At 60.4% G+C, this 20,331-nt stretch carries 19 protein-coding genes and 4 tRNA genes; 17 read left to right on the top strand and 6 right to left on the bottom strand.

Features of this window, described 5'->3' with window-relative positions; translation table 11 throughout:
• Nucleotides 1-16: 16 nt before the first annotated feature.
• Nucleotides 17-1,036 (bottom strand): UDP-glucose 4-epimerase GalE, encoded by a 1,020-nt coding sequence (gene galE / locus ACH2AT_RS01725; protein ID WP_394963034.1) that lies wholly within the window; start codon nucleotides 1,034-1,036, stop codon nucleotides 17-19.
• Nucleotides 1,037-1,493: 457 nt separating this feature from the next.
• Between galE and ACH2AT_RS01720 the strand changes: the two genes are divergently transcribed.
• On the top strand, nucleotides 1,494-1,874 hold the full coding sequence (locus ACH2AT_RS01720) for a metal-dependent transcriptional regulator (protein ID WP_330055800.1): 381 nt from the start codon (nucleotides 1,494-1,496) through the stop codon (nucleotides 1,872-1,874).
• Between the two features lie 106 nt (nucleotides 1,875-1,980).
• A tRNA-Leu gene (locus tag ACH2AT_RS01715) sits at nucleotides 1,981-2,067 on the top strand.
• A gap of 194 nt (nucleotides 2,068-2,261) precedes the next feature.
• On the opposite strand, the gene ACH2AT_RS01710 is transcribed toward ACH2AT_RS01715, so the two are convergent.
• Nucleotides 2,262-2,822 carry a hypothetical protein gene (locus ACH2AT_RS01710; protein WP_394963032.1) on the bottom strand — a complete coding sequence of 187 codons (561 nt, stop codon included), beginning with the start codon at nucleotides 2,820-2,822 and terminating at the stop codon, nucleotides 2,262-2,264.
• Nucleotides 2,823-3,538: 716 nt separating this feature from the next.
• On the opposite strand from ACH2AT_RS01710, the gene ilvA reads away from it, so the two are divergent.
• The 7 genes from ilvA to ACH2AT_RS01675 all read left to right on the top strand — a co-directional run bounded on the left by ilvA (nucleotide 3,539) and on the right by ACH2AT_RS01675 (nucleotide 12,086).
• Nucleotides 3,539-4,729 (top strand): threonine ammonia-lyase, encoded by a 1,191-nt coding sequence (gene ilvA, locus ACH2AT_RS01705; protein ID WP_394963031.1) that lies wholly within the window; start codon nucleotides 3,539-3,541, stop codon nucleotides 4,727-4,729.
• A 35-nt stretch (nucleotides 4,730-4,764) separates the two neighbouring features.
• Nucleotides 4,765-6,438 (top strand): biosynthetic-type acetolactate synthase large subunit, encoded by a 1,674-nt coding sequence (gene ilvB, locus ACH2AT_RS01700; protein ID WP_394963029.1) that lies wholly within the window; start codon nucleotides 4,765-4,767, stop codon nucleotides 6,436-6,438.
• Complete coding sequence (ilvN, locus tag ACH2AT_RS01695) at nucleotides 6,435-6,941, top strand: acetolactate synthase small subunit (protein ID WP_394963027.1); 507 nt, start codon at nucleotides 6,435-6,437, stop codon at nucleotides 6,939-6,941. The genes ilvB and ilvN overlap by 4 nt, the downstream gene beginning before the upstream one ends.
• Nucleotides 6,942-6,983: 42 nt before the next feature.
• Nucleotides 6,984-8,003, top strand: coding sequence for a ketol-acid reductoisomerase (gene ilvC / locus ACH2AT_RS01690; protein WP_394963092.1), 1,020 nt, complete (start codon nucleotides 6,984-6,986; stop codon nucleotides 8,001-8,003).
• Nucleotides 8,004-8,066: 63 nt separating this feature from the next.
• Nucleotides 8,067-9,725 (top strand): dihydroxy-acid dehydratase, encoded by a 1,659-nt coding sequence (gene ilvD, locus ACH2AT_RS01685; RefSeq protein WP_394963025.1) that lies wholly within the window; start codon nucleotides 8,067-8,069, stop codon nucleotides 9,723-9,725.
• Nucleotides 9,722-10,909, top strand: a complete 1,188-nt coding sequence (locus ACH2AT_RS01680) for an ATP-binding protein (protein WP_394963023.1) — start codon at nucleotides 9,722-9,724, stop codon at nucleotides 10,907-10,909. The genes ilvD and ACH2AT_RS01680 overlap by 4 nt, the downstream gene beginning before the upstream one ends.
• 151 nt (nucleotides 10,910-11,060) lie before the next feature.
• Complete coding sequence (locus ACH2AT_RS01675) at nucleotides 11,061-12,086, top strand: hypothetical protein (protein ID WP_394963021.1); 1,026 nt, start codon at nucleotides 11,061-11,063, stop codon at nucleotides 12,084-12,086.
• A gap of 333 nt (nucleotides 12,087-12,419) precedes the next feature.
• Here ACH2AT_RS01675 and ACH2AT_RS01670 read toward each other — a convergent pair.
• Nucleotides 12,420-12,495 (bottom strand) — tRNA-Trp (locus tag ACH2AT_RS01670).
• Between the two features lie 158 nt (nucleotides 12,496-12,653).
• On the opposite strand from ACH2AT_RS01670, the gene ACH2AT_RS01665 reads away from it, so the two are divergent.
• The 4 genes from ACH2AT_RS01665 (at nucleotide 12,654) to ACH2AT_RS01650 (ending at nucleotide 14,234) form a co-directional block, all read left to right on the top strand.
• Nucleotides 12,654-12,730: transfer RNA gene (locus ACH2AT_RS01665), tRNA-Asp, on the top strand.
• A 3-nt stretch (nucleotides 12,731-12,733) separates the two neighbouring features.
• A tRNA-Thr gene (locus tag ACH2AT_RS01660) sits at nucleotides 12,734-12,809 on the top strand.
• Between the two features lie 284 nt (nucleotides 12,810-13,093).
• On the top strand, nucleotides 13,094-13,324 hold the full coding sequence (locus ACH2AT_RS01655) for a hypothetical protein (RefSeq protein WP_394963019.1): 231 nt from the start codon (nucleotides 13,094-13,096) through the stop codon (nucleotides 13,322-13,324).
• A 127-nt stretch (nucleotides 13,325-13,451) separates the two neighbouring features.
• A complete protein-coding gene (locus ACH2AT_RS01650) occupies nucleotides 13,452-14,234 on the top strand; it encodes a hypothetical protein (RefSeq protein WP_394963017.1) in 783 nt (260 codons plus the stop codon).
• A 135-nt stretch (nucleotides 14,235-14,369) separates the two neighbouring features.
• On the opposite strand, the gene ACH2AT_RS01645 is transcribed toward ACH2AT_RS01650, so the two are convergent.
• Nucleotides 14,370-15,077, bottom strand: coding sequence for a hypothetical protein (locus ACH2AT_RS01645; protein WP_394963015.1), 708 nt, complete (start codon nucleotides 15,075-15,077; stop codon nucleotides 14,370-14,372).
• Between the two features lie 121 nt (nucleotides 15,078-15,198).
• On the opposite strand from ACH2AT_RS01645, the gene ACH2AT_RS01640 reads away from it, so the two are divergent.
• The 4 genes from ACH2AT_RS01640 (at nucleotide 15,199) to ACH2AT_RS01625 (ending at nucleotide 18,446) form a co-directional block, all read left to right on the top strand.
• Complete coding sequence (locus ACH2AT_RS01640; RefSeq protein ID WP_394963013.1) at nucleotides 15,199-15,462, top strand: helix-turn-helix domain-containing protein; 264 nt, start codon at nucleotides 15,199-15,201, stop codon at nucleotides 15,460-15,462.
• 588 nt (nucleotides 15,463-16,050) lie between these two features.
• The gene (locus ACH2AT_RS01635; protein WP_394963011.1) at nucleotides 16,051-16,959 is read left to right on the top strand and encodes a hypothetical protein; all 909 of its coding nucleotides are present in this window, start codon (nucleotides 16,051-16,053) and stop codon (nucleotides 16,957-16,959) included.
• Between the two features lie 16 nt (nucleotides 16,960-16,975).
• Nucleotides 16,976-17,194, top strand: a complete 219-nt coding sequence (locus ACH2AT_RS01630) for a hypothetical protein (RefSeq protein WP_394963009.1) — start codon at nucleotides 16,976-16,978, stop codon at nucleotides 17,192-17,194.
• Entirely contained in the window at nucleotides 17,184-18,446 is a 1,263-nt protein-coding gene (locus ACH2AT_RS01625) for a tyrosine-type recombinase/integrase (protein ID WP_394963007.1), read from the top strand. Before ACH2AT_RS01630 ends, ACH2AT_RS01625 begins: the two co-directional genes overlap by 11 nt.
• A gap of 394 nt (nucleotides 18,447-18,840) precedes the next feature.
• Here the strand turns inward: ACH2AT_RS01625 and ACH2AT_RS01620 are convergent, their stop codons facing one another.
• Together ACH2AT_RS01620 and ACH2AT_RS01615 are read right to left on the bottom strand one after the other, a co-directional pair.
• A complete protein-coding gene (locus ACH2AT_RS01620; protein ID WP_394963005.1) occupies nucleotides 18,841-19,839 on the bottom strand; it encodes a hypothetical protein in 999 nt (332 codons plus the stop codon).
• A 20-nt stretch (nucleotides 19,840-19,859) separates the two neighbouring features.
• Nucleotides 19,860-20,318, bottom strand: a complete 459-nt coding sequence (locus ACH2AT_RS01615) for a holin family protein (protein ID WP_394963003.1) — start codon at nucleotides 20,316-20,318, stop codon at nucleotides 19,860-19,862.
• Nucleotides 20,319-20,331 lie beyond the last annotated feature (13 nt).

Genomic DNA, 20,331 nt, shown 5'->3' with positions numbered 1-20,331 from the left:
GCGTGTTGTGTATCGCTCAGCCCTTATAGCCGTTGGGGTTCATGCTCTGCCACTTCCAGCTGTCCGCGCACATCTCCTCGATGCCGTACTGCGCCTGCCAGCCCAGCTCGTTTTTGGCCTTGGCGGGGTCGGCGTAGACGGTGGCGATGTCGCCGGGGCGGCGGGGGTCGATGACATAGGGCAGGGTCTTGCCGCAGGCCTTCTCGTAGGCCTTGATGACGTCCAGCACGCTGTAGCCCTTGCCGGTGCCCAGGTTGCAGATGAACAGGCCGGGCTTCTGCTCCAGCTTCTTGATGGCGGCCACGTGGCCCTTGGCCAGGTCCACCACATGGATGTAGTCGCGCACGCCGGTGCCGTCCGGGGTGGGATAGTCGTTGCCGAACACATGCACCTTCTCCAGCGCGCCCACTGCCACCTTGGCGATGTAGGGCACGAGGTTATTGGGGATGCCGTTGGGGTCCTCGCCGATCAGGCCGCTCTTGTGGGCGCCGATGGGATTGAAGTAACGCAGCAGCGCCACGTTCATCTCGGGGTAGGCCTTGCAGCAGTCGGTGAGCATCATCTCGTTCATCAGCTTGCTGGTGCCGTAGGGGTTGGTGGTGCCGCCCACGCGGCAGTTCTCATCGATGGGCACCTTCTCCGGGTCGCCGTAGACGGTGGCGGAGGAGGAGAACACCAGATTGTTCACGCCGTGGCGGCGCATGGCGGCCAGCACGGTGAGGGTGGTGGCGAGGTTGTTGGTGTAGTACTCGATGGGCTTGCCCACGCTCTCGCCCACCGCCTTGTAGGCGGCGAACTGGATCACCGAGTCAATGTCCGGGTTCTGGGCGAACAGCTGCTCCACCTTTTCCGCGTCGGTGAGATCGACCTCCACAAAGCGGAAATCCTTGCCGGAGATCTCCTTCACCCGGCGCACCGCCTCCGGGCAGGAGTTGTAGTAGTTGTCGGCCACGACGATGTCATAGCCGGCCGCCAGAAGTTCCACGCAGGTATGGCTGCCGATGTAACCTGCGCCGCCGCACACTAAAATACTCATGCTGTTGCTCCTTTCCCTTCCGGGCATTTTATACTTTAACTATACCCCACGCCGGGGTGAAAAGCAAGAGAAACAGGGCGTCGGAGCGCCCCCCGGCCTGCGCCGCAAAAAGGATCCGGAAGGTCCGGCTCGGGCTGGAAGCCAGCGTCGTGAGCATGACGGTGGCGCCGGGCAGGGCCGCGGCGACGCCATGGCGGGGAAGATGGGCGGGCACGCGTTCACGCGGTAAACGAAGGGTCTCGGGGCTGCCCGCCCCCCTTGCCGAACTTATTGTATCACCCGCACACCGGGAAAGGAAGCCCCCGCCTCCGAAAATGCAAAAGAAAGGGCGCGGACTGCAAACCGGCCCTTTTCCCCCGCGTTTTTGCACAGGTGCGGGGCCGTTCTTGCCAAAGGGCGGCAAATATGGTAGGGTATATTACAAGAGAGCGGCCGCACCGGAACGGAGGGAAAGCAGATGCAGGTCCATGAATCCTCGGAAGATTATCTCGAGGCCATCCTGATGCTGAAGGAGCGCAAGGGCTATGTGCGCTCGGTGGATGTGGCCAATGAGCTCGCCTTCACCAAAGCCAGCGTGAGCGTGGCGATGAAAAAGCTGCGGGAGAACGGATATGTGCAGGTGGACGCCGACGGCGGGCTGGTGCTGACCGAGGCAGGGCTGGCCATTGCCCGCCGGGTGTATGACCGGCACCGGCTGCTCACCGAGTTCTTCGTGCGGCTGGGGGTGGACCCGGAAGTGGCCGCGCGGGACGCCTGCCGGGTGGAGCACGACCTGAGCGAACAGACGTTTTCCAAGCTTGTGGAACACGCGCAGAAAAAGTTTGAAAAAGACGGTTGACAACCGCCGCGCTCTGTGCTAAAATAGCTATCGTTCCGCACGGCGGGCCTCATCGGTCCAATGTGAGGGCTGCGTATTCGCGGCTTTGCGCCGCGTTTACATAGATGCGGATGTGGCGGAATTGGCAGACGCGCTAGATTCAGGTTCTAGTGGGGGCAACTCCATATGGGTTCAAGTCCCTTCATCCGCACCACGTCGCCGCAAGCTGTGCATCGCTTGCGGCGGCTTTTTTTGCCACCGGCGCGCTCGCGCCGCTGCGGCTCCTTCTGCCCACAAAGCTTTGCTGCGCAAACTTTCGTGGGGCCCCCGCCGCCCGAAGGGCGGCTTATGGACTGCGCTCCATTCAAAAAGCCCGGCCGGTTGGCCGGGCTTTTTTCTGTTCAAGGCTCATTCTTTTCTTGTCAGCCCGATAACCGACACGGTGGCCGCGCCGGAACGGTCCGCCACATTGCTGTTATATGTAAGGCTGAAGCTGGTGGCCTCGGGAACATGGATGATGATGGAGTTGGAGCCGCAGGCGCTGGAAAGCGCCGCGCCGGTTTTGAAATAGATGCCGTAGAGCAGGTTGGGGCTGCCGTTGTAGGCGGGCGTGACCTGCATATATCCCGCCTCCTCCAAAATTGCGGACACGCTGAAGGAGATGCAGTAATAGCCCAGCGCAAGTTCGATGCGGGTCTCGTCCGCCAGCACGATGGCGCCGGTGGGGTCCGCCGTGCCGGTCAGCAGCGGGATGGGCCGTCCGTTTTCGAACCGGCGCTCGAACATGAAAAAGGAGGCAAAACAGTCCTGGGCCGGTTCGCCCGGAGGGCCCTGGGGGCCAGGTTCGCCCGGAGGGCCCTGGGGGCCAGGTTCCCCCTGCGGGCCCTGGGGCCCGCTGCAAACGCAGCAGCCGCAGCCGTGCTGCCGCCGCATGAATTCGGGTCTGCGGTCCGAATCGAATTTATCCATATCGTCCTCACTCCGTTGCTCAAAAATTTCTGCCCCAGTATATGTGCCCGCCGGGGCCGCCGTTCCCCCGTCTGCCCCGGCCGGATGGAATTTTTCACAAAGGGAGGGCCCCGCTTTGGTGTTTTGCAGTGCAATTTGATAAAGCGATAAAATTTTTATTGGATTTTACCCAGAATAATATTGACATCCTTTTTCGAGAGTGGTATATTTGACGAAATTGAATATGAAGGCTGTGACGAAGAGTGGCCGGGGATGGCCCGCTGCAGAGAGCCGGTGGTTGGTGTGAACCGGCGCGGAACGCCCCAGGGCCTGTCCCTTCCGAGCCGGAGCCTGAACCCCCTTTGGGGCCAGTAGGGTCTCCCGCGCATGCTGCGTTAACGCATAGAGGTTGTTTGACTTCGAACAAAAGCAAAAGCTGTGACGAAGACGGACCTGCAACGAATTTCTCAGAGAGCCGGGGATGGTGCGATCCCGGCAAAGGACTGCAGTGTTCCCATCCCTTCCGAGCTGAAGGCCCCAAAGGCGAAAGCCGAGTAGGCGTCTTTCGAGAATGCTGCGTCAGTGCATAGAAGTTTGTGGACTTCGAAGAGGTGGCGGGCCAGTGCGTCCGCAATTTGAGTGGTACCGCGAGTGTAAAATTTTACACCCGTCTCAAAGCAGAATTCGCTTTGAGACGGGTGTTTTTCGTTTCAGGGCAGTGCGGAAAGGGGAAAAACATGTTATCTCTCGACAAGGTATTCGACGCGCAGCGGGTGCTGAAAAGCATCGTGCGGGAAACCGCGGTGGCAAGGGCCTTTGGCATTGCGCCGGAGTGCGAACTCTATCTCAAGCCGGAAAACCTTCAGATCACCGGCTCCTTCAAGGTGCGGGGCGCGGGCTACAAGATCGCGATGCTCACCGAAGAGGAAAAGGCCCGGGGCGTCATCGCCTGCTCGGCGGGCAACCACGCCCAGGGCGTGGCGTTGGCGGCATCCAAGAACGGCATCAGATCCCTCATCTGCCTGCCGGACACCGCCCCCATCTCCAAGGTGGAAGCCACCAAGGGCTTCGGCGCAGAGGTCTGCCTGGTGGAGGGCTGCTACGACGACGCCTACAAAAAGGCGCTGGAGCTGAAAGACGAGATGGGCTACACCTTCGTGCATCCCTTCGACGACGAAAACGTCATCGCCGGCCAGGGCACCATCGCCCTTGAGATCCTCTCCCAGCTGGACAACATCGACGCCATCATCGTGCCGGTGGGCGGCGGCGGCCTCATTTCCGGCATCGCCTACACTGCCAAACAAATTCGTCCGTCGGTAAAAGTATACGGCGTGCAGGCGGCGGGCGCGCCCAGCATGTTCAACTCCATCTCGGGCGGCGCCATCCAGTGCCTCGAGAGCGTGCAGACCATCGCCGACGGCATCGCGGTGAAGCAGCCGGGCGAAACCACCTTCGCCCTGGTGCGGGACTATGTGGACGACATCGCCCTTGTGACCGACGACGAGGTGGCCTCGGCCATTCTGGCCCTCATCGAAAAGCAGAAGATGATCGCCGAGGGCGCGGGCGCGGTGTCGGTGGCCGCCGCCATGTTCGGCAAGTTCCCTCTGAGGGGAAAGCGGGTGGTGAGCGTGGTCTCCGGCGGCAACATCGACGTGACCAGCCTCTCCCGTGTCATCGACCGGGGCCTTTTGAACAGCGGCCGGTCCTCCAGCCTGCTCATTGAGCTCATCGACAAGCCCGGCCAGCTGAAGGACATCTCCCGCATCATCGCCGACTGCGGCGGCAACGTCACCGGCGTGCATTATGAGAAGGGGGCCACCGAGAGCGTGCACGGCGTGTTCCTTCGCATCGACATGGAGACCCGCGACTTCGACCATGTGAAGCTCATCACCGACTCTCTGAAAGCCGAACACTTCAAACTCGTGTGACGGCCCCGGACACCAGAAAAAAGGAGGAAACCACCATGATGCTTTCCGGCGCAGACATCCTTGTGAGGACCCTCATCGAGCAGGGCGTGGACACCGTCTTCGGCTACCCCGGCGGCCAGATCCTGAACGTCTACGACAGCCTCTATAAATACCAAAGCGAGATCACCCACGTTCTCACCGCCCATGAGCAGGGCGCCGCCCACGCGGCGGACGGCTACGCCCGCACCACCGGCAGGGTGGGGGTGGTCATCTCCACCTCCGGCCCCGGCGCCACCAACCTGGTCACCGGCATCGCCACGGCCTACCTCGACTCCATCCCCATGGTGGCGCTGTGCGGCAACGTGCCCACCACCCAGATCGGCACCGACAGCTTCCAGGAGATCGACATCACCGGCGTGACGCTGCCCATCACCAAGCACAACTACTTCGTGGGCTCGGTGGACGAACTGGCACAGACCATCCGCGAGGCCTTCCGGCTGGCCCAGTCCGGGCGGCCGGGCCCGGTGCTCATCGACGTGCCCAAGGACGTGCAGACCGCCCTGTGCGAGTACGAGGCCCAGCCCCCGGTGACGGCGGACGCCCCCACGGCGGCCAAGGAGCTGCGGGTGGAGCAGGCGGCGGCCCTCATCAACGCCGCCCGCCGGCCATTCGTCTACTTCGGCGGCGGCCTGGTGGCCGCCGGAGCGCAGGCAGAGATGCTGGATCTGGCCGAAAAGCTGGACGCCCCCATCGGCTGCTCCCTCACCGGCATCTCCGGCATCCCCACCAGCCACCCCCGCTTCCTGGGCATGCAGGGCATGCACGGCCACTACGCCAGCAGCCTGGCGATGCACAACGCCGACCTCATCATCTCCCTGGGCGTGCGGTTCAACGACCGGGTCACCGGCGACCGCTCCCGCTTCGCCCCCGGCGCGCGCATCGTGCAGATCGACGTGGACGGCTCGGAACTCTCGAAAAACGTGCCCGCGGCGGTGGGCCTGCGGGGCGACGTGAAGCAGACCTTGCAGCGGCTGCTGCCGCTGGTGAACGAGGTCAAAAACCCCGAGTGGCAGGAAAAGCTGGCCCGGCTGCGGGCAGAGGAAGCGACGAGCGCCGACCGCCGCCCCGGCCTGACCCCCCGCAACGCCATCCTGACGCTGAACGCCTTTTTGGGCGAAGACACCCCGGTGGCCACCGACGTGGGCCAGCACCAGATGTGGGCGGCCCAAAACCTCCGCTTCAAAAAGCCCCGGCGCTTTGCCTCCAGCGGGGGCCTGGGCACCATGGGCTACGGCATGGGCGCGGCCATCGGCGCGGCCTATGGCGCCGGCGGGCGCAGCGTGCTGGTGACCGGCGACGGCTCCTTCGGCATGTGCCTGAACGAACTGGCCACCGCCGTGACCTACCGGGTGCCGGTGGTCATCCTGCTGATGAACAACGGCGTGCTGGGCATGGTGCGCCAGTGGCAGACGCTGTTCTACGGCAAGCGCTACTCCAACACCGTCCTGGGCCGCAAGACCGACTTTGTGGCGCTGGCCAAGGCCTTCGGAGCCGAGGGCGAGGCGGTGGACACGCTGGAGGGCCTGGAGGCCGCCTTCGGCCGCGCCTTTGCCGCCGAGAGCCCCTACCTCATCGACTGCGCCATCGAAAAGGACGAATTCGTGCTTCCCATGCTGCCCCCGGGCGGCAGCGTGGACGACATCATTGTAAAGGTGGGTGACGACAGATGAACCGATACACCATCGCGGTGCTGGTGCGCAACCAGTTCGGCGTTCTGAACCGGGTGACCAGCATGTTCCGCCGCCGTCAGTTCAACATCAGCGCGCTGACCGTGAGCGAGACCGAATCCAATGAACTCTCCCGCATCACCGTGGTGTTCAGCGGCGAGGAGGTGAAAAAGCAGCAGCTGGTCAACCAGCTCTACAAGCTGCCGGACGTGGAGTCCATCGAGGAGTTCACCGACGACGATTCCATCAGCTGCGAGCTGCTGCTCATCAAGATGGTCAACGAGCCGGACACCCGCGAGGAAATTCGCGCCGCCGCCTCCGCCTTCGGGGCAGACACGGTGGACTACGCCAAGGACTCGATGATCTTCCGTCTGGCGGACACCACCCGCCGCATCGACGACTTTTTGAACTTCATGCGGGACTACGCCATTTTGGAGATCTGCCGCACCGGCTGCGTCTCGCTGCACAAGGGCAGCACCACCATTCGTCAGGCCATCAATTTCTGATGCGTTTCATACAATATTAAAATGAAAGAAAAGGGGTAAGACATCATGGCAAGGATCTTCTATCAGCAGGACTGCGATCTTCAGAAACTGGCGGGCAAGACCGTGGCGGTCATCGGTTACGGCTCTCAGGGCCACGCCCACGCGCTGAACCTGAAAGAGAGCGGGGTCAACGTGGTCGTGGGCCTGTACGAGGGCTCCAGAAGCTGGGCAAAGGCCGAAGGCCAGGGCATGAAGGTGATGACCAGCGCCGAGGCCGCCAAGGCCGCCGACCTCATCATGATCCTGATCAACGACGAAAAGCAGGCCGCCCTCTACAAAGAGAGCATTGAGCCTTATCTGACCGAGGGCAAGACCCTGGCCTTCGCCCACGGCTTCAACATCCACTTCGGCTGCATCCAGCCTCCGAAGAACGTGAACGTCATCATGATCGCGCCCAAGGGCCCCGGCCACACCGTGCGCAGCGAGTACCTGGCGGGCAAGGGCGTGCCCTGCCTTGTGGCCGTGGAGCAGGACGCCACCGGCGACGCGCTGGACATCGCCCTGGCCTACGCCCTGGGCATCGGCGGCGCCCGGGCCGGCGTTCTGGAGACCACCTTCCGCACCGAGACCGAGACCGACCTGTTCGGCGAGCAGGCGGTGCTGTGCGGCGGCGTGTGCGCCCTGATGCAGGCGGGCTACGAGACGCTGGTGGAGGCCGGCTACGACGAGCGCAACGCCTACTTCGAGTGCATCCACGAGATGAAGCTCATCGTGGACCTCATCTACCAGAGCGGTTTTGCGGGCATGCGCTACTCCATCTCCAACACCGCCGAGTACGGCGACTACGTCAGCGGCCCGAAGATCATCACCGAGGACACCAAGAAGGCCATGCGAAAAATTTTGAAGGACATCCAGGACGGCACCTTTGCCAAGGACTTTTTGCTGGATATGTCTTCTGCGGGCGGCCAGGTGCACTTCAACGCCATGCGCAAGCTGGCGGCCGAGCACCCCAGCGAAGTCGTGGGCCGCGACATCCGCAAGCTCTACAGCTGGAGCGACGAGGACAAGCTCATCAACAACTGACCCCCGCGCCGTGCCCCCGCCCCGCGCCGGGCGGGGGCGCTTTTTTGAAAGGAGACCGAACCGATGAAAAGCGATTCTTTGAAATGCGGCGCCCAGAACGCGCCCCACCGCGCCCTTTACCACGCGCTGGGCCTCACCGAGGAGGAGATCGGCCGCCCGCTGGTGGGCATTGTGAGCAGCTACAACGAGATCGTGCCCGGCCACATGAATCTGGACAAGATCGTGGACGCGGTGAAGCTGGGCGTGGCCATGGCCGGCGGCACCCCCATCGTCTTTCCCGCCATCGCCGTGTGCGACGGCATCGCCATGGGCCACACCGGCATGAAATACTCCCTGGTCACCCGGGACCTCATCGCCGACTCCACCGAGGCCATGACCCTGGCCCACGGCTTTGACGCGCTGGTGATGGTGCCCAACTGCGACAAGAATGTGCCCGGCCTGCTGATGGCCGCGGCCCGCCTCGACCTGCCCACCGTGTTCGTCAGCGGCGGGCCCATGCTGGCAGGCCACGTGGACGGGGCGCGCACCAGCTTCTCCACCCTGTCGGAGGCGGTGGGCCAGTACAACGCCGGCGCCATCGACGAGGCAAAGCTCCATGAATACGAGTGCAAGACCTGCCCCACTTGCGGTTCCTGCTCCGGCATGTACACCGCCAACTCCATGAACTGCCTCACCGAGGCCATGGGCATGGGCCTTCGGGGCAACGGCACCATCCCCGCGGTCTATTCCGCCCGCATCGAGCTGGCCAAGCGCGCGGGCATGGCGGTGATGGACATGGTGCGCAAGGGCGTCACCGCCCGCCAGATCATGAGCAAAGAGGCGCTGATGAACGCCCTCACCGTGGACATGGCCCTGGGCTGCTCCACCAACAGCATGCTGCACCTGCCGGCCATCGCCCACGAGTGCGGCGTGGAGCTGAACCTGGACGTGGCCAACGCCATCAGCGAGAAAACGCCCAACCTGTGCCATCTGGCCCCCGCCGGCCGCACCTACATCGAGCAGCTGGACGAGGCGGGCGGCGTGTACGCGGTGATGAATGAATTGAACAAAAAGGGTCTTCTGAACACCGACTGTATGACCGTTTCCGGCCGCACCATCGGCGAGTGCATCGCTGAATGCCCCAACCTGGACCACGAGGTCATCCGTCCCATCGAAAGCCCCTACAGCGCCACCGGCGGCATCGCCGTGCTGCGAGGCAACCTTGCCCCCGAGGGCAGCGTGGTCAAGCGCAGCGCCGTTGCGCCCGAGATGCTGGTGCACGAGGGCCCCGCCCGGGTGTTCGACGGCGAGGAAGACGCCCAGAAGGCCATCAACGCCGGCCTCATCAGGCCCGGGGACGTGGTGGTCATCCGCTACGAGGGCCCGAAGGGCGGCCCCGGCATGCGGGAGATGCTCAACCCCACCTCCGCCATCATGGGCATGGGGCTGGGGGGCAGCGTGGCCCTCATCACCGACGGCCGCTTCAGCGGCGCCACCCGCGGCGCATGCGTGGGCCACATCACCCCGGAGGCGGCCTCCGGCGGCCTCATCGGCGTGGTGGAAGAAGGCGACCTCATCCGCATCGACATCCCCGGCCACTCCATCGAGCTGCTGGTGGACCAGGCGGTGCTGGACGAGCGCATGAAGCATTTCGTGCCCAAGAAAAAGGAGGTCACGGGTTACCTCAAGCGGTACGCCGCCCTGGTCTCCGGCGGCGCCTACGGGGCGATCCTGAACGGATGATGGAAGCGAAGGAACTGAAAAGCCTGGCCGCCGGGCTAAACGCGCTGGCGGTGTTCCGGCCGCTGCTGGCCGACCCGGTGCTGGCGGCGCTGAAGGAATGTCTGGACTCCCCTTCCGCCGGGCGCTACGCCGCCTTCGTGGCGGCGCTCTATGAGGCCAGCGGGGGCGAATTGGGCCGGCACATCCTGCGCCTTTGCGAGGACAGCGCCAACGTCTATGTACGCACGGTGGGCGCGGGTCAAACGCCGCCGGCCTGCATGGCGGCGGCGCTGGCCGCCGAGCTGGACTGCCTGCAGCGGGCGGCGGACCTTGGCCCCGACGCGCTGCTGGCGGCCCTGCCCGAAGCCGCCGCTCCCCTGCCCCGCTATGAGGCGGGCGGGGTGGACCTGCCGGGCAGCTACATGCACCGGGTCAAAAACATCCACCGCTACGGCTACGGCGTGTGGGCGGCCAACCGCATGTTCTATCTGGACGAGGCGGGCCGCATCGCCCCGGTGCGCCACCCGGACACGACAAAGCTGGAGGACCTGGTGGACTACGAGGCCCAGCGGGAGATCATCCTGCGCAACACCCGGGCCCTGCTGGCGGGCAAGCCGGCGGCGAACATCCTGCTCACCGGCGACGCGGGCACCGGCAAATCCTCGGCGGTGAAGGCCGTCGGCAACGCTTTGTTCGGCGAGGGGCTGCGCATCATCGAGGTGCGCAAGGACCAGCTGCGGGCCATCCCCCATGTGCTGGACGAGCTGGCGGCAAACCCGCTGAAGTTCGTTTTGTTCATCGACGATCTCTCCTTTTTGAAGGACGACGACAACTACAGCGCCCTCAAGGCGGTGCTGGAGGGCTCGGTGACGGCCAAGTCGAAGAACGTGGTCATTTATGCCACCAGCAACCGGCGGCACATCATCAAGGAGAAATTCAGTGACCGTGAGGGCGACGAGGTGCACCGCAACGACACCATGCAGGAGCTGGTGAGCCTATCGGAGCGGTTCGGCATTCACATCACCTTCTCCAAGCCAGACAAGGCCACCTTTTTGCACATCGTGCGGCATCTGGCGGCGGCAGGCGGGGTGCAGCTGCCCGCCGGCGAGCTGGAGCGCCGCGCCGAGCGCTATGCGCTGGAGCGGGGCGGGCGCAGCGCCCGCCTGGCCCGCCAGTTCGTGGACGGCCTGCTGGCCGGCATGTGAACCCACAAAAGAGGCCTGTTTTGTGCCGGCTCGCACAAAGCAGGCCTCTTCTTTTCGCCGGGCGGAATGAAATAAAACCCGCCGCCTCCGCCGTTTAAAGGGCAAAGAACCGCTCTGCCCTTTCGCCGGGCAGGCCAAAGGAGGCAAAACCATGAAGCGCATCTTCGCGGCGGCGCTGGCCTGCGCCGTTCTGCTGGCGGGCTGTTCCGCGCCCGCCCCCTCTTCCGGCGGGCCGGCCAGCGCGCCCGCTTCCGCCCCGTCGCCGGACCCCGGATCCACCCCTTCCTCCGCCCCCGCGGCGCAGGAAGTCAGCCTGGAGGACTGGCGGGCCGCCATGCCCGCCAACGCCCCTGACTGCACCATGGAGCCCGCGGAGCTTTCGCTGGGCGAACAGGTCCTCTGGCCCGAACAGGTGGAATTGCGCATCCGGGCCTGGGAGGGGACTCTGGAGGAGGCCGACGCCGCCTTCGGCCTGCCCGCCGGTTCTTTCTCCGAGCTGGACGACCCGGACTATCCACCGCCTGAAGGGGCCATGTCCATCCATGCCGAAGGGTACGTTCTGCCCAAAATCTCCGTGCAGCAGGTCACAGTGGAAGTTCCCTGGGTGGCGTCCCTTTACGACAGGTCCGCCTCCTACATTGTGCCCGCCGCCCTGGACGAGCAGGCCGCCGCCGCCCTGGCCTCCGCCCATTACTTTTTGGCTCATCACCACGGGGCGCACCACGGCATTGATCCCAGCGAATACGATGAGGCCACCTGGAGCTACACCTCCACAGAGGGCGCGCTGTATGTTCGCTACAGCGAGTTGGAGCAGTTCCTGAACTGCATTTTCACCCCCGAAGCATCCGGCGAGATGCTGGGCGGCCCCCTTGCTGCTGACGCGCGCCCCGAACCCTCCCTGTTCTATCAGGGTGAGAACGACACCATCCGTTTTATGATAAGCGACCGGGGCGGCTACATTGCCTACTGCGGCGCGGTGTTCACCGAGCCCGTTTTGCAGCCGGATGGCAGCCTGCTGTTCTGGCAGTTGTCGCTCTATCTGGACGAGGACGACGAAAATTTTGCCGGTTGGGGCCCGGGCAACGTATACACCCCCGTGGAGGCTGCCGCCACACCGGTGCGGCTGGAGCTCACCGCCGGCGGCTGGCGGGTGGCGGAGTTCTCGCTGCCCAATTGAACCCATGAAACCCAAGGGCCCGGCCGGCATGACCGGGCCCTTGGTGTTTTGCGCTTACCTTTGCGTTTTCCCTTGCCGCCGGCGGCCTGCCTGTTCTTTTTCTTCCATTGTTGCCGGCAGCTAAGCAAAAACGGGCAGCCGCCTCCCTCTTGCGGTGCCCAAAATTCCCGGGGCGGCTTTGCCGCCCCACGGAATTTTGACCGCTGCGCCACCCGCCCCTTCGCTGCATCCGCCACCGGCGGCGCTCGGCGCGGGCGCCCGGCACGCTCCGCGTGCCTCGGGTATCCTCTGCCCTTCGCACAAAAAAAACGCCGCTGGCGCGGCGTTCTTTTTTGGCAGGGGCAGAAGGATTCGAACCCTCGGCACGCGGTTTTGGAGACCGCTGCTCTACCAGCTGAGCTATACCCCTATGTTTTGAGCACTTCATTACTATACAAAAAAACTTGCAGAAAGTCAAGCCCCCGGCGGCGGATAAGCTCCTGTTTTTTTCTTCATCATTTTTTGAAAAAAAGTGTTGACATTCTTCCCTTCGTTGGATATAATAAAACACGTCGCCAATCGCGATGTGGCCCGGTAGTTCAGTCGGTTAGAACGCTAGCCTGTCACGCTAGAGGTCGTGAGTTCGAGCCTCATCCGGGTCGCCATTTGCTGTTATAGCTCAGTCGGCAGAGCACATCCTTGGTAAGGATGAGGTCGTGCGTTCGAATCGCATTAACAGCTCCAGAAAGCCGCTTGAACACGTTGTTCAAGCGGCTTTTTCTTTTTCTCTTGTGGTCTCAAAAGGCATGAAATCGCCTGGCGTTTGGCACGCGTTTGGCATGAAAAAACACATATAACGGGTTATTCCGTACTATAACGAAGTTATAGTACGGGGTAACCTGTTATTTTTTATTGTTTTTTATTGTTTTGCCCCGAAAAGTAAAAAGAATAGTATGTACAAAGAGCTTGGGATGTTTTTACCCCGAAAAGCGCTCTATCATCTTAGCAACCGGAAAGGAGGTGTAATTATGACGATGAAAGAATCGAAAACGTACCTGCATGGTAAGTATGCCCAGCATGGACTGAAACAAGGGCAGGTTGCGATGGATGTCCTGAACGTTGACCCGGCCACCCTGTCGAGGTATATGTGCGGTACCATACAATGGCCGCTCTGGGCTATCCAAGCAATGATGGACTACTTTTCTATACCATCTGAGGACGTGTATTCTGTGTTTATTTCGCCGTATGTTCGCAAATAAAACTACATCTCTGCCCGCCGTGTCGGCGGAAAGGGACTGGATTTAGCGTGACACTTTTCGACCAAACATCAGATGGCTTTTGGAGTTGCTCGGTGTCACGGTGCAGAAAGGAGAATCATCTAAAATCATGAGCCATAATATACAAGCCTATCGTTGTGGGCCTGATGTCATAAAGATTGTCACGCAGGCATCGCCAAACAACATTACTATGTTGCCAAATTCTATTAGCGAGCGAGAACGGGAAAACAAACGTACATCCTTGTCTCGGTCACGGCGCATTGTAGCTGACATCTTGCACTCCAACAATTTCGGTTTCTTCATCACGCTGACGTTGGGAAACCACACGGATGGCAGCCCCCCCACAAGGGAGGATGTGGTGCGGGCGTGCAAAGGCGGGCTGCGCAACATCAAGCGCCACAGCAACGAACCGATTGGATATATCATTGTGCCTGAGCTGTCAAACAACGACGAAATTTCGCCTGGCCGCTGGCATGGGCATATTATGATGACGGATATGCCTCTTGATATGCTGCAACCCTACAGCATGGCCGACAAGGGCTTGCCGTCAATTATATATCGGCGTATGGCAGCTGGCATCGGCTGCTTTGCGACTCCTGCATTTGGGCAGCGCGGATATTGTCTAGTTGAGAGGGTAGGCAACACTCAAAAAGATTATGACGCCCTTGCCACATATCTGACCAAGACGATGTATCTGGACACTTGTGCTCCGCTGCCAAAAGGCCATCGACGTATAATAAGCAGTCATGGTCTCGAGCGTCCTGAGCGTATTTTCGGCGGCATGATAAGCGATAGCGAATACAAGGCTATTTGCGAGGCTGCTGGCGAAACTCTGCATAATAGGGACACACTGATACGTTATGTCCCCCGCTCAAAGGTACCGTTTTTATAAAGCAAAAATGCCCGGCGGATCGCCGGGCATTTCTACGCCCAGTATCTTTACTTTTCGGGGAGAAACAAGTTTTTAGTAAAGCAATCCGACAAAAAAAGAAGAGACCTCTTTATGAGGTCTCTTCTTGTAGGCTCCTTAGAAAGTGGGCTCTGGAGGGATAACTTGGTCACCAGGGGTTGCGTTTCCGCCATCACCTTCCCAAGTTCCATCGGGATTCTGCTCAGGAGCGCCCTGGATAATATCATTGATATTACCACCGCCAGTCACCAGATTGCCATTATCAGCAGGAGGGGCAGGGTCCGGTTCCGGAGGAATAACTTGGTCACCAGGGGTTGCGTTTCCGCCATCACCCTCCCAAGTACCATCAGGATTCTTCTCAGGGGCTCCAGGAATAATGTCATTGATGTTGCCGCCACCGGTCACCAGATTACCGTCATTGTTACCGGTATCAGGAGCCGGAGTCGGATTGGGCGCAGGCGCAGGAGTGGGGTCAGGCGCAGGTGCAGGGGTGGGGGCAGGCGTCTTGTTACCGCTGCCATTTCCTGCCGGGGCCTGCGTCGCACCAGGGGTTTTGTTGTTACTCCCGCCTTGCTTGTTGGATGAAGCTGTTGATGCGCTTGTTTTGCTGTTTGCGGCCTCTTGCGCCGAAGAAGAGGCGGACGCAACCTCTTCCCCATCCGTCTTACTACCGGATGCCGCACTGCTTGCAGCGGAATTTGCATCAGAGGCGACCGAACTTACCGATGCGCTGCTGCCCGTGGAATTGCTTGACACGTCCTGATTATCGCAAGCCACAAGGCACAGCATCAAACACACAGTCGCAAGTAAAACTGCTTTTTTCATGTTTTCCTCCTTAAATAAAGTGGTATTGTCAGTATTATACTCCGTTCAATCGCAAAAGTCCATATAAAGTCTTTGTTGCCTATCGCCTTAAATTACACTACGAGAAGCGGAAAGACTATAAATGGACGGTGATGGGATGCAGACACAAAAGGCAGTGGCCATACGGATACAACAGCTTTGTGCCGAAAAGGGCTACAATATCAACTCTCTTGCCCGGGCGGCTGGTGTGCCGCCAACGACGGTAAAAAACATTATCTACGGCACAAGTAAAAACCCCGGCGTTGTAACAATCAAACTGCTGTGCGATGGCATGAAGATTTCGCTGTATGAATTTTTTGACTGCCCTGCTTTTCACGTACTGGAAGTAGAAGACGATATTGACTGATACGTTGCGATATCCGTCATCGACCTTCGGAAGCAAGTGTAATATAATATAAGCACAGAATCATCAAAACCTGCTCTACAACACGAACAGGATTTAGGGTGTTCCGAAAATTCCGTGGGACAAGTGCGCCAGTTTGGGGGAACTTGCCAACTGCGGATTTCAGGCGGTAGCTGTTTAGCTACCGCCTTTTTTCTTTGCATAATAGGGGGTTATAAGAAATGAGATAGAAAAGTGAAATTTGCGATAAGAACAAATAGCATATGGTGTTTTATAAGCCCGGCGGCCCTCGCTTCGCGAGGATCGCCGGGCAAACTTGTTGTGTTCTTGCGTCCCACGCATAGGGGTGACCATATCACGGGCAACACAGCACAAAAATCAAATCGATAATTATCAATGACCAAATGTATGCGCACCATGATAAGGCCACGGTGCAGTATATACGGCCCGATATGCGCGGGCACGCCCCCAGATTGAGCGTTATCGTCCGGCTTGCCTTTACCCATAGGGCCCGTGCCGGGGCATTGCGGCAGGTGGTGTCAGCCTTAGCCCACACATAGCAGAGGGGTGTACAGGATGTTGTCCAAAACTGTGACCAAGCGTTTGACCCATGAGGTCAAAACGGCTCTTGCCCAGCGTGATAAGCGCGGCCAGAGCAAACACGCTGCCAAGCAGGCGGCCCGCGCCGAGGCACAGCGGACGCAATCGCATTACACCCAAATCACGGGGCTGTACGCCACATCATCGTACGCCACCTATGTTAAGCAAGCATTGACGGCCCTGCGCTGGATTGCTGCCCGATACGGGTGCAAGCGACTGGACGAGTGCCGCCCGTATCTTCCGGCCTATTACGCTGAAATGCAGGCGCGGGGGCTTTCCGCATGGACGATACGCACGCGGGTCTATGCTCTGTGTTCGGTCTACGGCGCTGATTATGCGTCATTGTTCGCTGTTGAGCATCTGCCCGCCCGCCACCGCGCCGATATCAAGCGCGGGCGGCAAACGAGCGCGGCAGACACCCGGCATCATACGCCGGAGCAAGAAGCGGTGCGCACGATTGCCCGCGCCTGCGGGGCACGGCGGGGCGGTATTCTTGGGCTGACGGCGGATGATTTGATTGCACGGGATGGACATTTGTATGTGCATCTCCGCGAGAAAGGCGGCAAGGAGAGGGAGGCGATTGTCCTGCCTGCTTACGAAGCCGCTGTGCAAGAAATTTTTGCCGCCTACGCACGGAATCCCAAAGCCGCTAAGACCGGCAGCAAGCAACGTCTGTTTTCGCGCTCGGCTCTGCCCAAGGATATGCCGCTGCACTATCTACGCGCCCAATACGCGCAAGACCTGTACCGATACTATGAGGCACAGGAAGCGGCCTCCGGGCGGCTCTATCGCTGCCGGGCAGACCGCAAAGGCAAAACTTATGACAAGGGGATATTGATGGCCGTGTCCCATAATTTGGGCCATAGCCGCTGCGATGTGGTCGTCAGCCATTATCTATGATAAGGACTGACACCCCATGAATTTATACGATTTGCAACACAGCAAAGAAGCCTTTTTGACCGCGGGCGATATTGCGGATATTTTGAGGGTAGACCCCCAGAGCATCCGCAATCAAGCGCGGGAAGATGCATCTGCACTCGGGTTCCCGGTGACGCGTATCGGCTCACAACTCAAAATACCGCGTATCCCTTTTTTGCGCTATATTGGATTGGAGGATACGCACCATGATGTGTAAACGTTGTGGCGAGGAGATTGCCGACCACTTTCGCTTTTGCCCGAACTGCGGCAAAAAGCAGTGCAGGGAAGCAAAGCCGCCCAAAGCAAAGAAAAAGCATCGCAATGGCGACGGCAGCATACGCCTGTTGCCTTCGGGAAAATATCAATCACGTATTATGAGGGGTGGACACGCTCTCTCCCTTGGCACCTATGTGACCGAGAGCGCTGCTGCGGCAGCGATACGCAGCTACGATGACCGCAAGGCGCTGGCTGCTGACAAATACAATTACACCTTAGGGCAAGTGTATCAGGCTTATCTTGCCTCCACTCGTTACGCCCGGTTATCCGACAAAGGGAAAGAGGGCATTTCGATGGCCTGGTCACATCTTTGCGCCCTGCAGAGCCGGAAAATGCGCGATTTGACTAAAGCGGACTACGAAGCCCTTATTATGTCCGCCACAACGCACAAGCGCTACAAAGAGCGCACGGCTGATGAAGTGGCGGCGATGAAGCCCAGTGAACGGGCACGCTACAATGCCCTGTGCGCACAGAAAGCTGCACCCTTGTCCCGTGAGAGCCGTATGAAAATTCGCAATCTCGTCAAGCTGATTTGCGAAGAAGCTATCGGCTCCAACATTATCACCACAAACTACGGCGACCTTGTTTCTGTTGACGGCGAAGTATCCAAGGCTCACGGTGTTTTTTCGCACAACATGATTGACCGTTTGTTCGCTCACACTGACAATGACGCGGTAAAGCTGGTGCTGATTTATATCTATATGGGCTGGCGGGCCGAGGCGCTCCTGCAAATGAAAAAGGCCGATGTCCATCTCGACCCTGAGAACAATGAGCGCGGCGACTACCCCCACGGCTACTGCGTGGGCGGCATCAAGACCGCCGAGGGGCGCAACCGTGAAGTACCTATCCACGCAAAAATCCGTCCGTTTATCGAGTATTTTATGGCCACTCCGGGTGATTGGCTGATTGTGCTGGACGGCAAGCATCCCACCTATGACCGGTATCTGCGCAAGTATTTCCCGGAAGTGCTTGCCCTGTGTGGTATACCGACCACAGACGAGTACGGCGATAAAATCACTCCGCACAGCACCCGAAATACATTTGCCCTGATGCTGTATCAGTCTGGTGTTAAACCGGAAGTCATTGCTAAGCTGATTGGGCACACGGATTTTGACGTAACGAATAAGAAGTACATCCGCAACCGCCAGAGCCGGGAATTTACTGCCAATGAGTTCTCTAAGATGGTGGAGTAAATCGAAAAAAAGAACAGCCGTTTGGCACGTTTTTGGCACGAGGCACTCACAAATGGCTATATCAAGCCATTCAGTTCCCCCTTGGTAAGGATGAGGTCGTGCGTTCGAATCGCATTAACAGCCCCATTTAAAACCCCGCAAACCGGTTTAAGCAGACGGTTTGCGGGGTTTTTGTTTTGCTCTCGCGATTTTAAAACACACCTCAAACACGCTGGAAAGCAGTGATAAACCAACAAATAGACTAACAAATCAAGGAATAAGCGTGATTTTCCATGACAATACCCCCTGATGCAGCTTGTTTTCCTGCATCAGGGGGTATTTTGCCACCGTCCTTTTTTTGCTGGACCTGTTCAAATGGCCCGGGCGGCTTTGCCGTTGTGTTTTGAAACGGCCGTCAGGTGCGGTTCATCGCGATCTGCTCCAGCCAGCTGTTGGCTTCGGCCTTGGTGAACAGCTTGCTGCCCACGCCCTCCACCACATACTGGGCAGCCGCGGCGTTGGCGGCCTGCAGGGCGTCGGAGCTGCTGGCGCCGGCGTTCTTTGCGTTCTGCCAGGCGCTGCGCCACACCTGCTCCAGCAGTTCCTTCTGCTGCACGCTCTTGGGCTGCTGCGCGTTGGACGCGCTGATGGAGGTCTGGCTCGCCTTCTGGGCTGCGGAGGCCATCTCGCTCTGCAGCTTGGACATCTGCTCCAGATACTGGCTGCTGATCTGGAACTGCTGGTCGTAGTTCACGGTGGCGGCGTCCGCGATGGCGTTGGCCAGATTCTGCTCCAGCTGCATCTCGTAGGCGAGGCGGGCGGCCTGCGCGTCGGAGAGCTGGCTATTGTAGGCCTGCTGGGCCTGGGTCCTGCCGGCGTTCAGCTGGGCCAGCAAGTCGCCCAGGCTCTGGCCGCGGGCCACGTCGATCTCGTTGCGGCTGTTGCCGTAGTTGTTGTAGACGCCCGCCAGCGTGGTCTCGGCCGCGCCGCCGCCGATGCCCTGGGCCGAGAGCTGCTGGGGCAGGCTCTTGAGGGTCATCATCTGGTTGATGTAGGCCTGCTGAAGGGCGTTGTCCGCGTTGAAGTTCACCCCTGCGGCCCCGTTCTCATAGTCGCTTTGCAGCTGGCCCAGGGTGGAATTATAGTTGTTTTTCAGCGCTTGGATCTGGCCGTTGTAGGCGGCGTTCAGCGCCGCCATGCTGCGCTCGTAGGCCTGCTGAGCCGCAGCCCGCTTGGCCTGTTCCGCCGCGGCGGCCGCCGCCTGCTGCTGGGCATAGAGGCTTTGCAGCCAGCTCAGGTCATAGGATGCGCCGCCGGAGCCGCCCTTGGAGGCGCTGCTCTGGCTTTGGCCCTTGTTCTGGTTCTTCCAGCCGGTGCCGTTCACCGGGCCGCCGGTGCCTTCCACAAATGCCATTCTTCACTTCCTCCTTTTCATCACGCTTCGCCTGCGGCGTCTTCCACCGTGTCCTTGGCGCTGGCCAGGATGCGGATCAGAAACTGGGGCACCGGCGCGCCCATGGCGGCGGCGTTTTCCAGAATGCTGCCCAGCTCGGTGAGGATGTACCACACCAGCACCATCGGCAGAAGCAGCACCGTGTAATCGATGGGCAGACCCGGCATTTTGGACACCACCATACTCAGCACCGCGTCGGCCAGCGCCGCCACGATGACCACCACGATCATGCCCGCCTTGTGCCAGATGCCGCCGCGGGCCCTGGCGCTGGACCACCGGCCCGCCTGCATGGCCGCCGAAGAGCCGCTGAGCCAGTCCACCGCCATGCACGCCACCCAGGCCAGCACCAGCCAGCCCAGCCAGCCGAAGGCCGCGCCGAACGCGCCGAACACCCCCACGATGGCGGCCTTCACCGCCACAAAGATATTGTTGTTGTCCATGGATGCTCCTCCT

The sequence above is a fragment of the Candidatus Allofournierella excrementigallinarum genome (genome assembly GCF_944388085.1).
Taxonomy (GTDB): domain Bacteria; phylum Bacillota; class Clostridia; order Oscillospirales; family Ruminococcaceae; genus Allofournierella_A; species Allofournierella_A excrementigallinarum.
The sequence above is the reverse complement of the archived record's forward strand: the minus strand, read 5'-3'. Positions and strand labels throughout refer to the sequence as shown.

Bases quoted from the DNA above. Each gene is read 5' to 3' on its own strand.
- galE (WP_394963034.1), bottom strand. From the start codon at position 1,036: ATGAGTATTTTAGTGTGCGGCGGCGCAGGTTACATCGGCAGCCATACC.
- ACH2AT_RS01720 (WP_330055800.1), top strand. From the start codon at position 1,494: ATGCAGGTCCATGAATCCTCGGAAGATTATCTCGAGGCCATCCTGATG.
- ACH2AT_RS01710 (WP_394963032.1), bottom strand. From the start codon at position 2,822: ATGGATAAATTCGATTCGGACCGCAGACCCGAATTCATGCGGCGGCAG.
- ilvA (WP_394963031.1), top strand. From the start codon at position 3,539: ATGTTATCTCTCGACAAGGTATTCGACGCGCAGCGGGTGCTGAAAAGC.
- ilvB (WP_394963029.1), top strand. From the start codon at position 4,765: ATGATGCTTTCCGGCGCAGACATCCTTGTGAGGACCCTCATCGAGCAG.
- ilvN (WP_394963027.1), top strand. From the start codon at position 6,435: ATGAACCGATACACCATCGCGGTGCTGGTGCGCAACCAGTTCGGCGTT.
- ilvD (WP_394963025.1), top strand. From the start codon at position 8,067: ATGAAAAGCGATTCTTTGAAATGCGGCGCCCAGAACGCGCCCCACCGC.
- ACH2AT_RS01680 (WP_394963023.1), top strand. From the start codon at position 9,722: ATGATGGAAGCGAAGGAACTGAAAAGCCTGGCCGCCGGGCTAAACGCG.
- ACH2AT_RS01675 (WP_394963021.1), top strand. From the start codon at position 11,061: ATGAAGCGCATCTTCGCGGCGGCGCTGGCCTGCGCCGTTCTGCTGGCG.
- ACH2AT_RS01655 (WP_394963019.1), top strand. From the start codon at position 13,094: ATGACGATGAAAGAATCGAAAACGTACCTGCATGGTAAGTATGCCCAG.
- ACH2AT_RS01650 (WP_394963017.1), top strand. From the start codon at position 13,452: ATGAGCCATAATATACAAGCCTATCGTTGTGGGCCTGATGTCATAAAG.
- ACH2AT_RS01645 (WP_394963015.1), bottom strand. From the start codon at position 15,077: ATGAAAAAAGCAGTTTTACTTGCGACTGTGTGTTTGATGCTGTGCCTT.
- ACH2AT_RS01640 (WP_394963013.1), top strand. From the start codon at position 15,199: ATGGACGGTGATGGGATGCAGACACAAAAGGCAGTGGCCATACGGATA.
- ACH2AT_RS01630 (WP_394963009.1), top strand. From the start codon at position 16,976: ATGAATTTATACGATTTGCAACACAGCAAAGAAGCCTTTTTGACCGCG.
- ACH2AT_RS01625 (WP_394963007.1), top strand. From the start codon at position 17,184: ATGATGTGTAAACGTTGTGGCGAGGAGATTGCCGACCACTTTCGCTTT.
- ACH2AT_RS01620 (WP_394963005.1), bottom strand. From the start codon at position 19,839: ATGGCATTTGTGGAAGGCACCGGCGGCCCGGTGAACGGCACCGGCTGG.
- ACH2AT_RS01615 (WP_394963003.1), bottom strand. From the start codon at position 20,318: ATGGACAACAACAATATCTTTGTGGCGGTGAAGGCCGCCATCGTGGGG.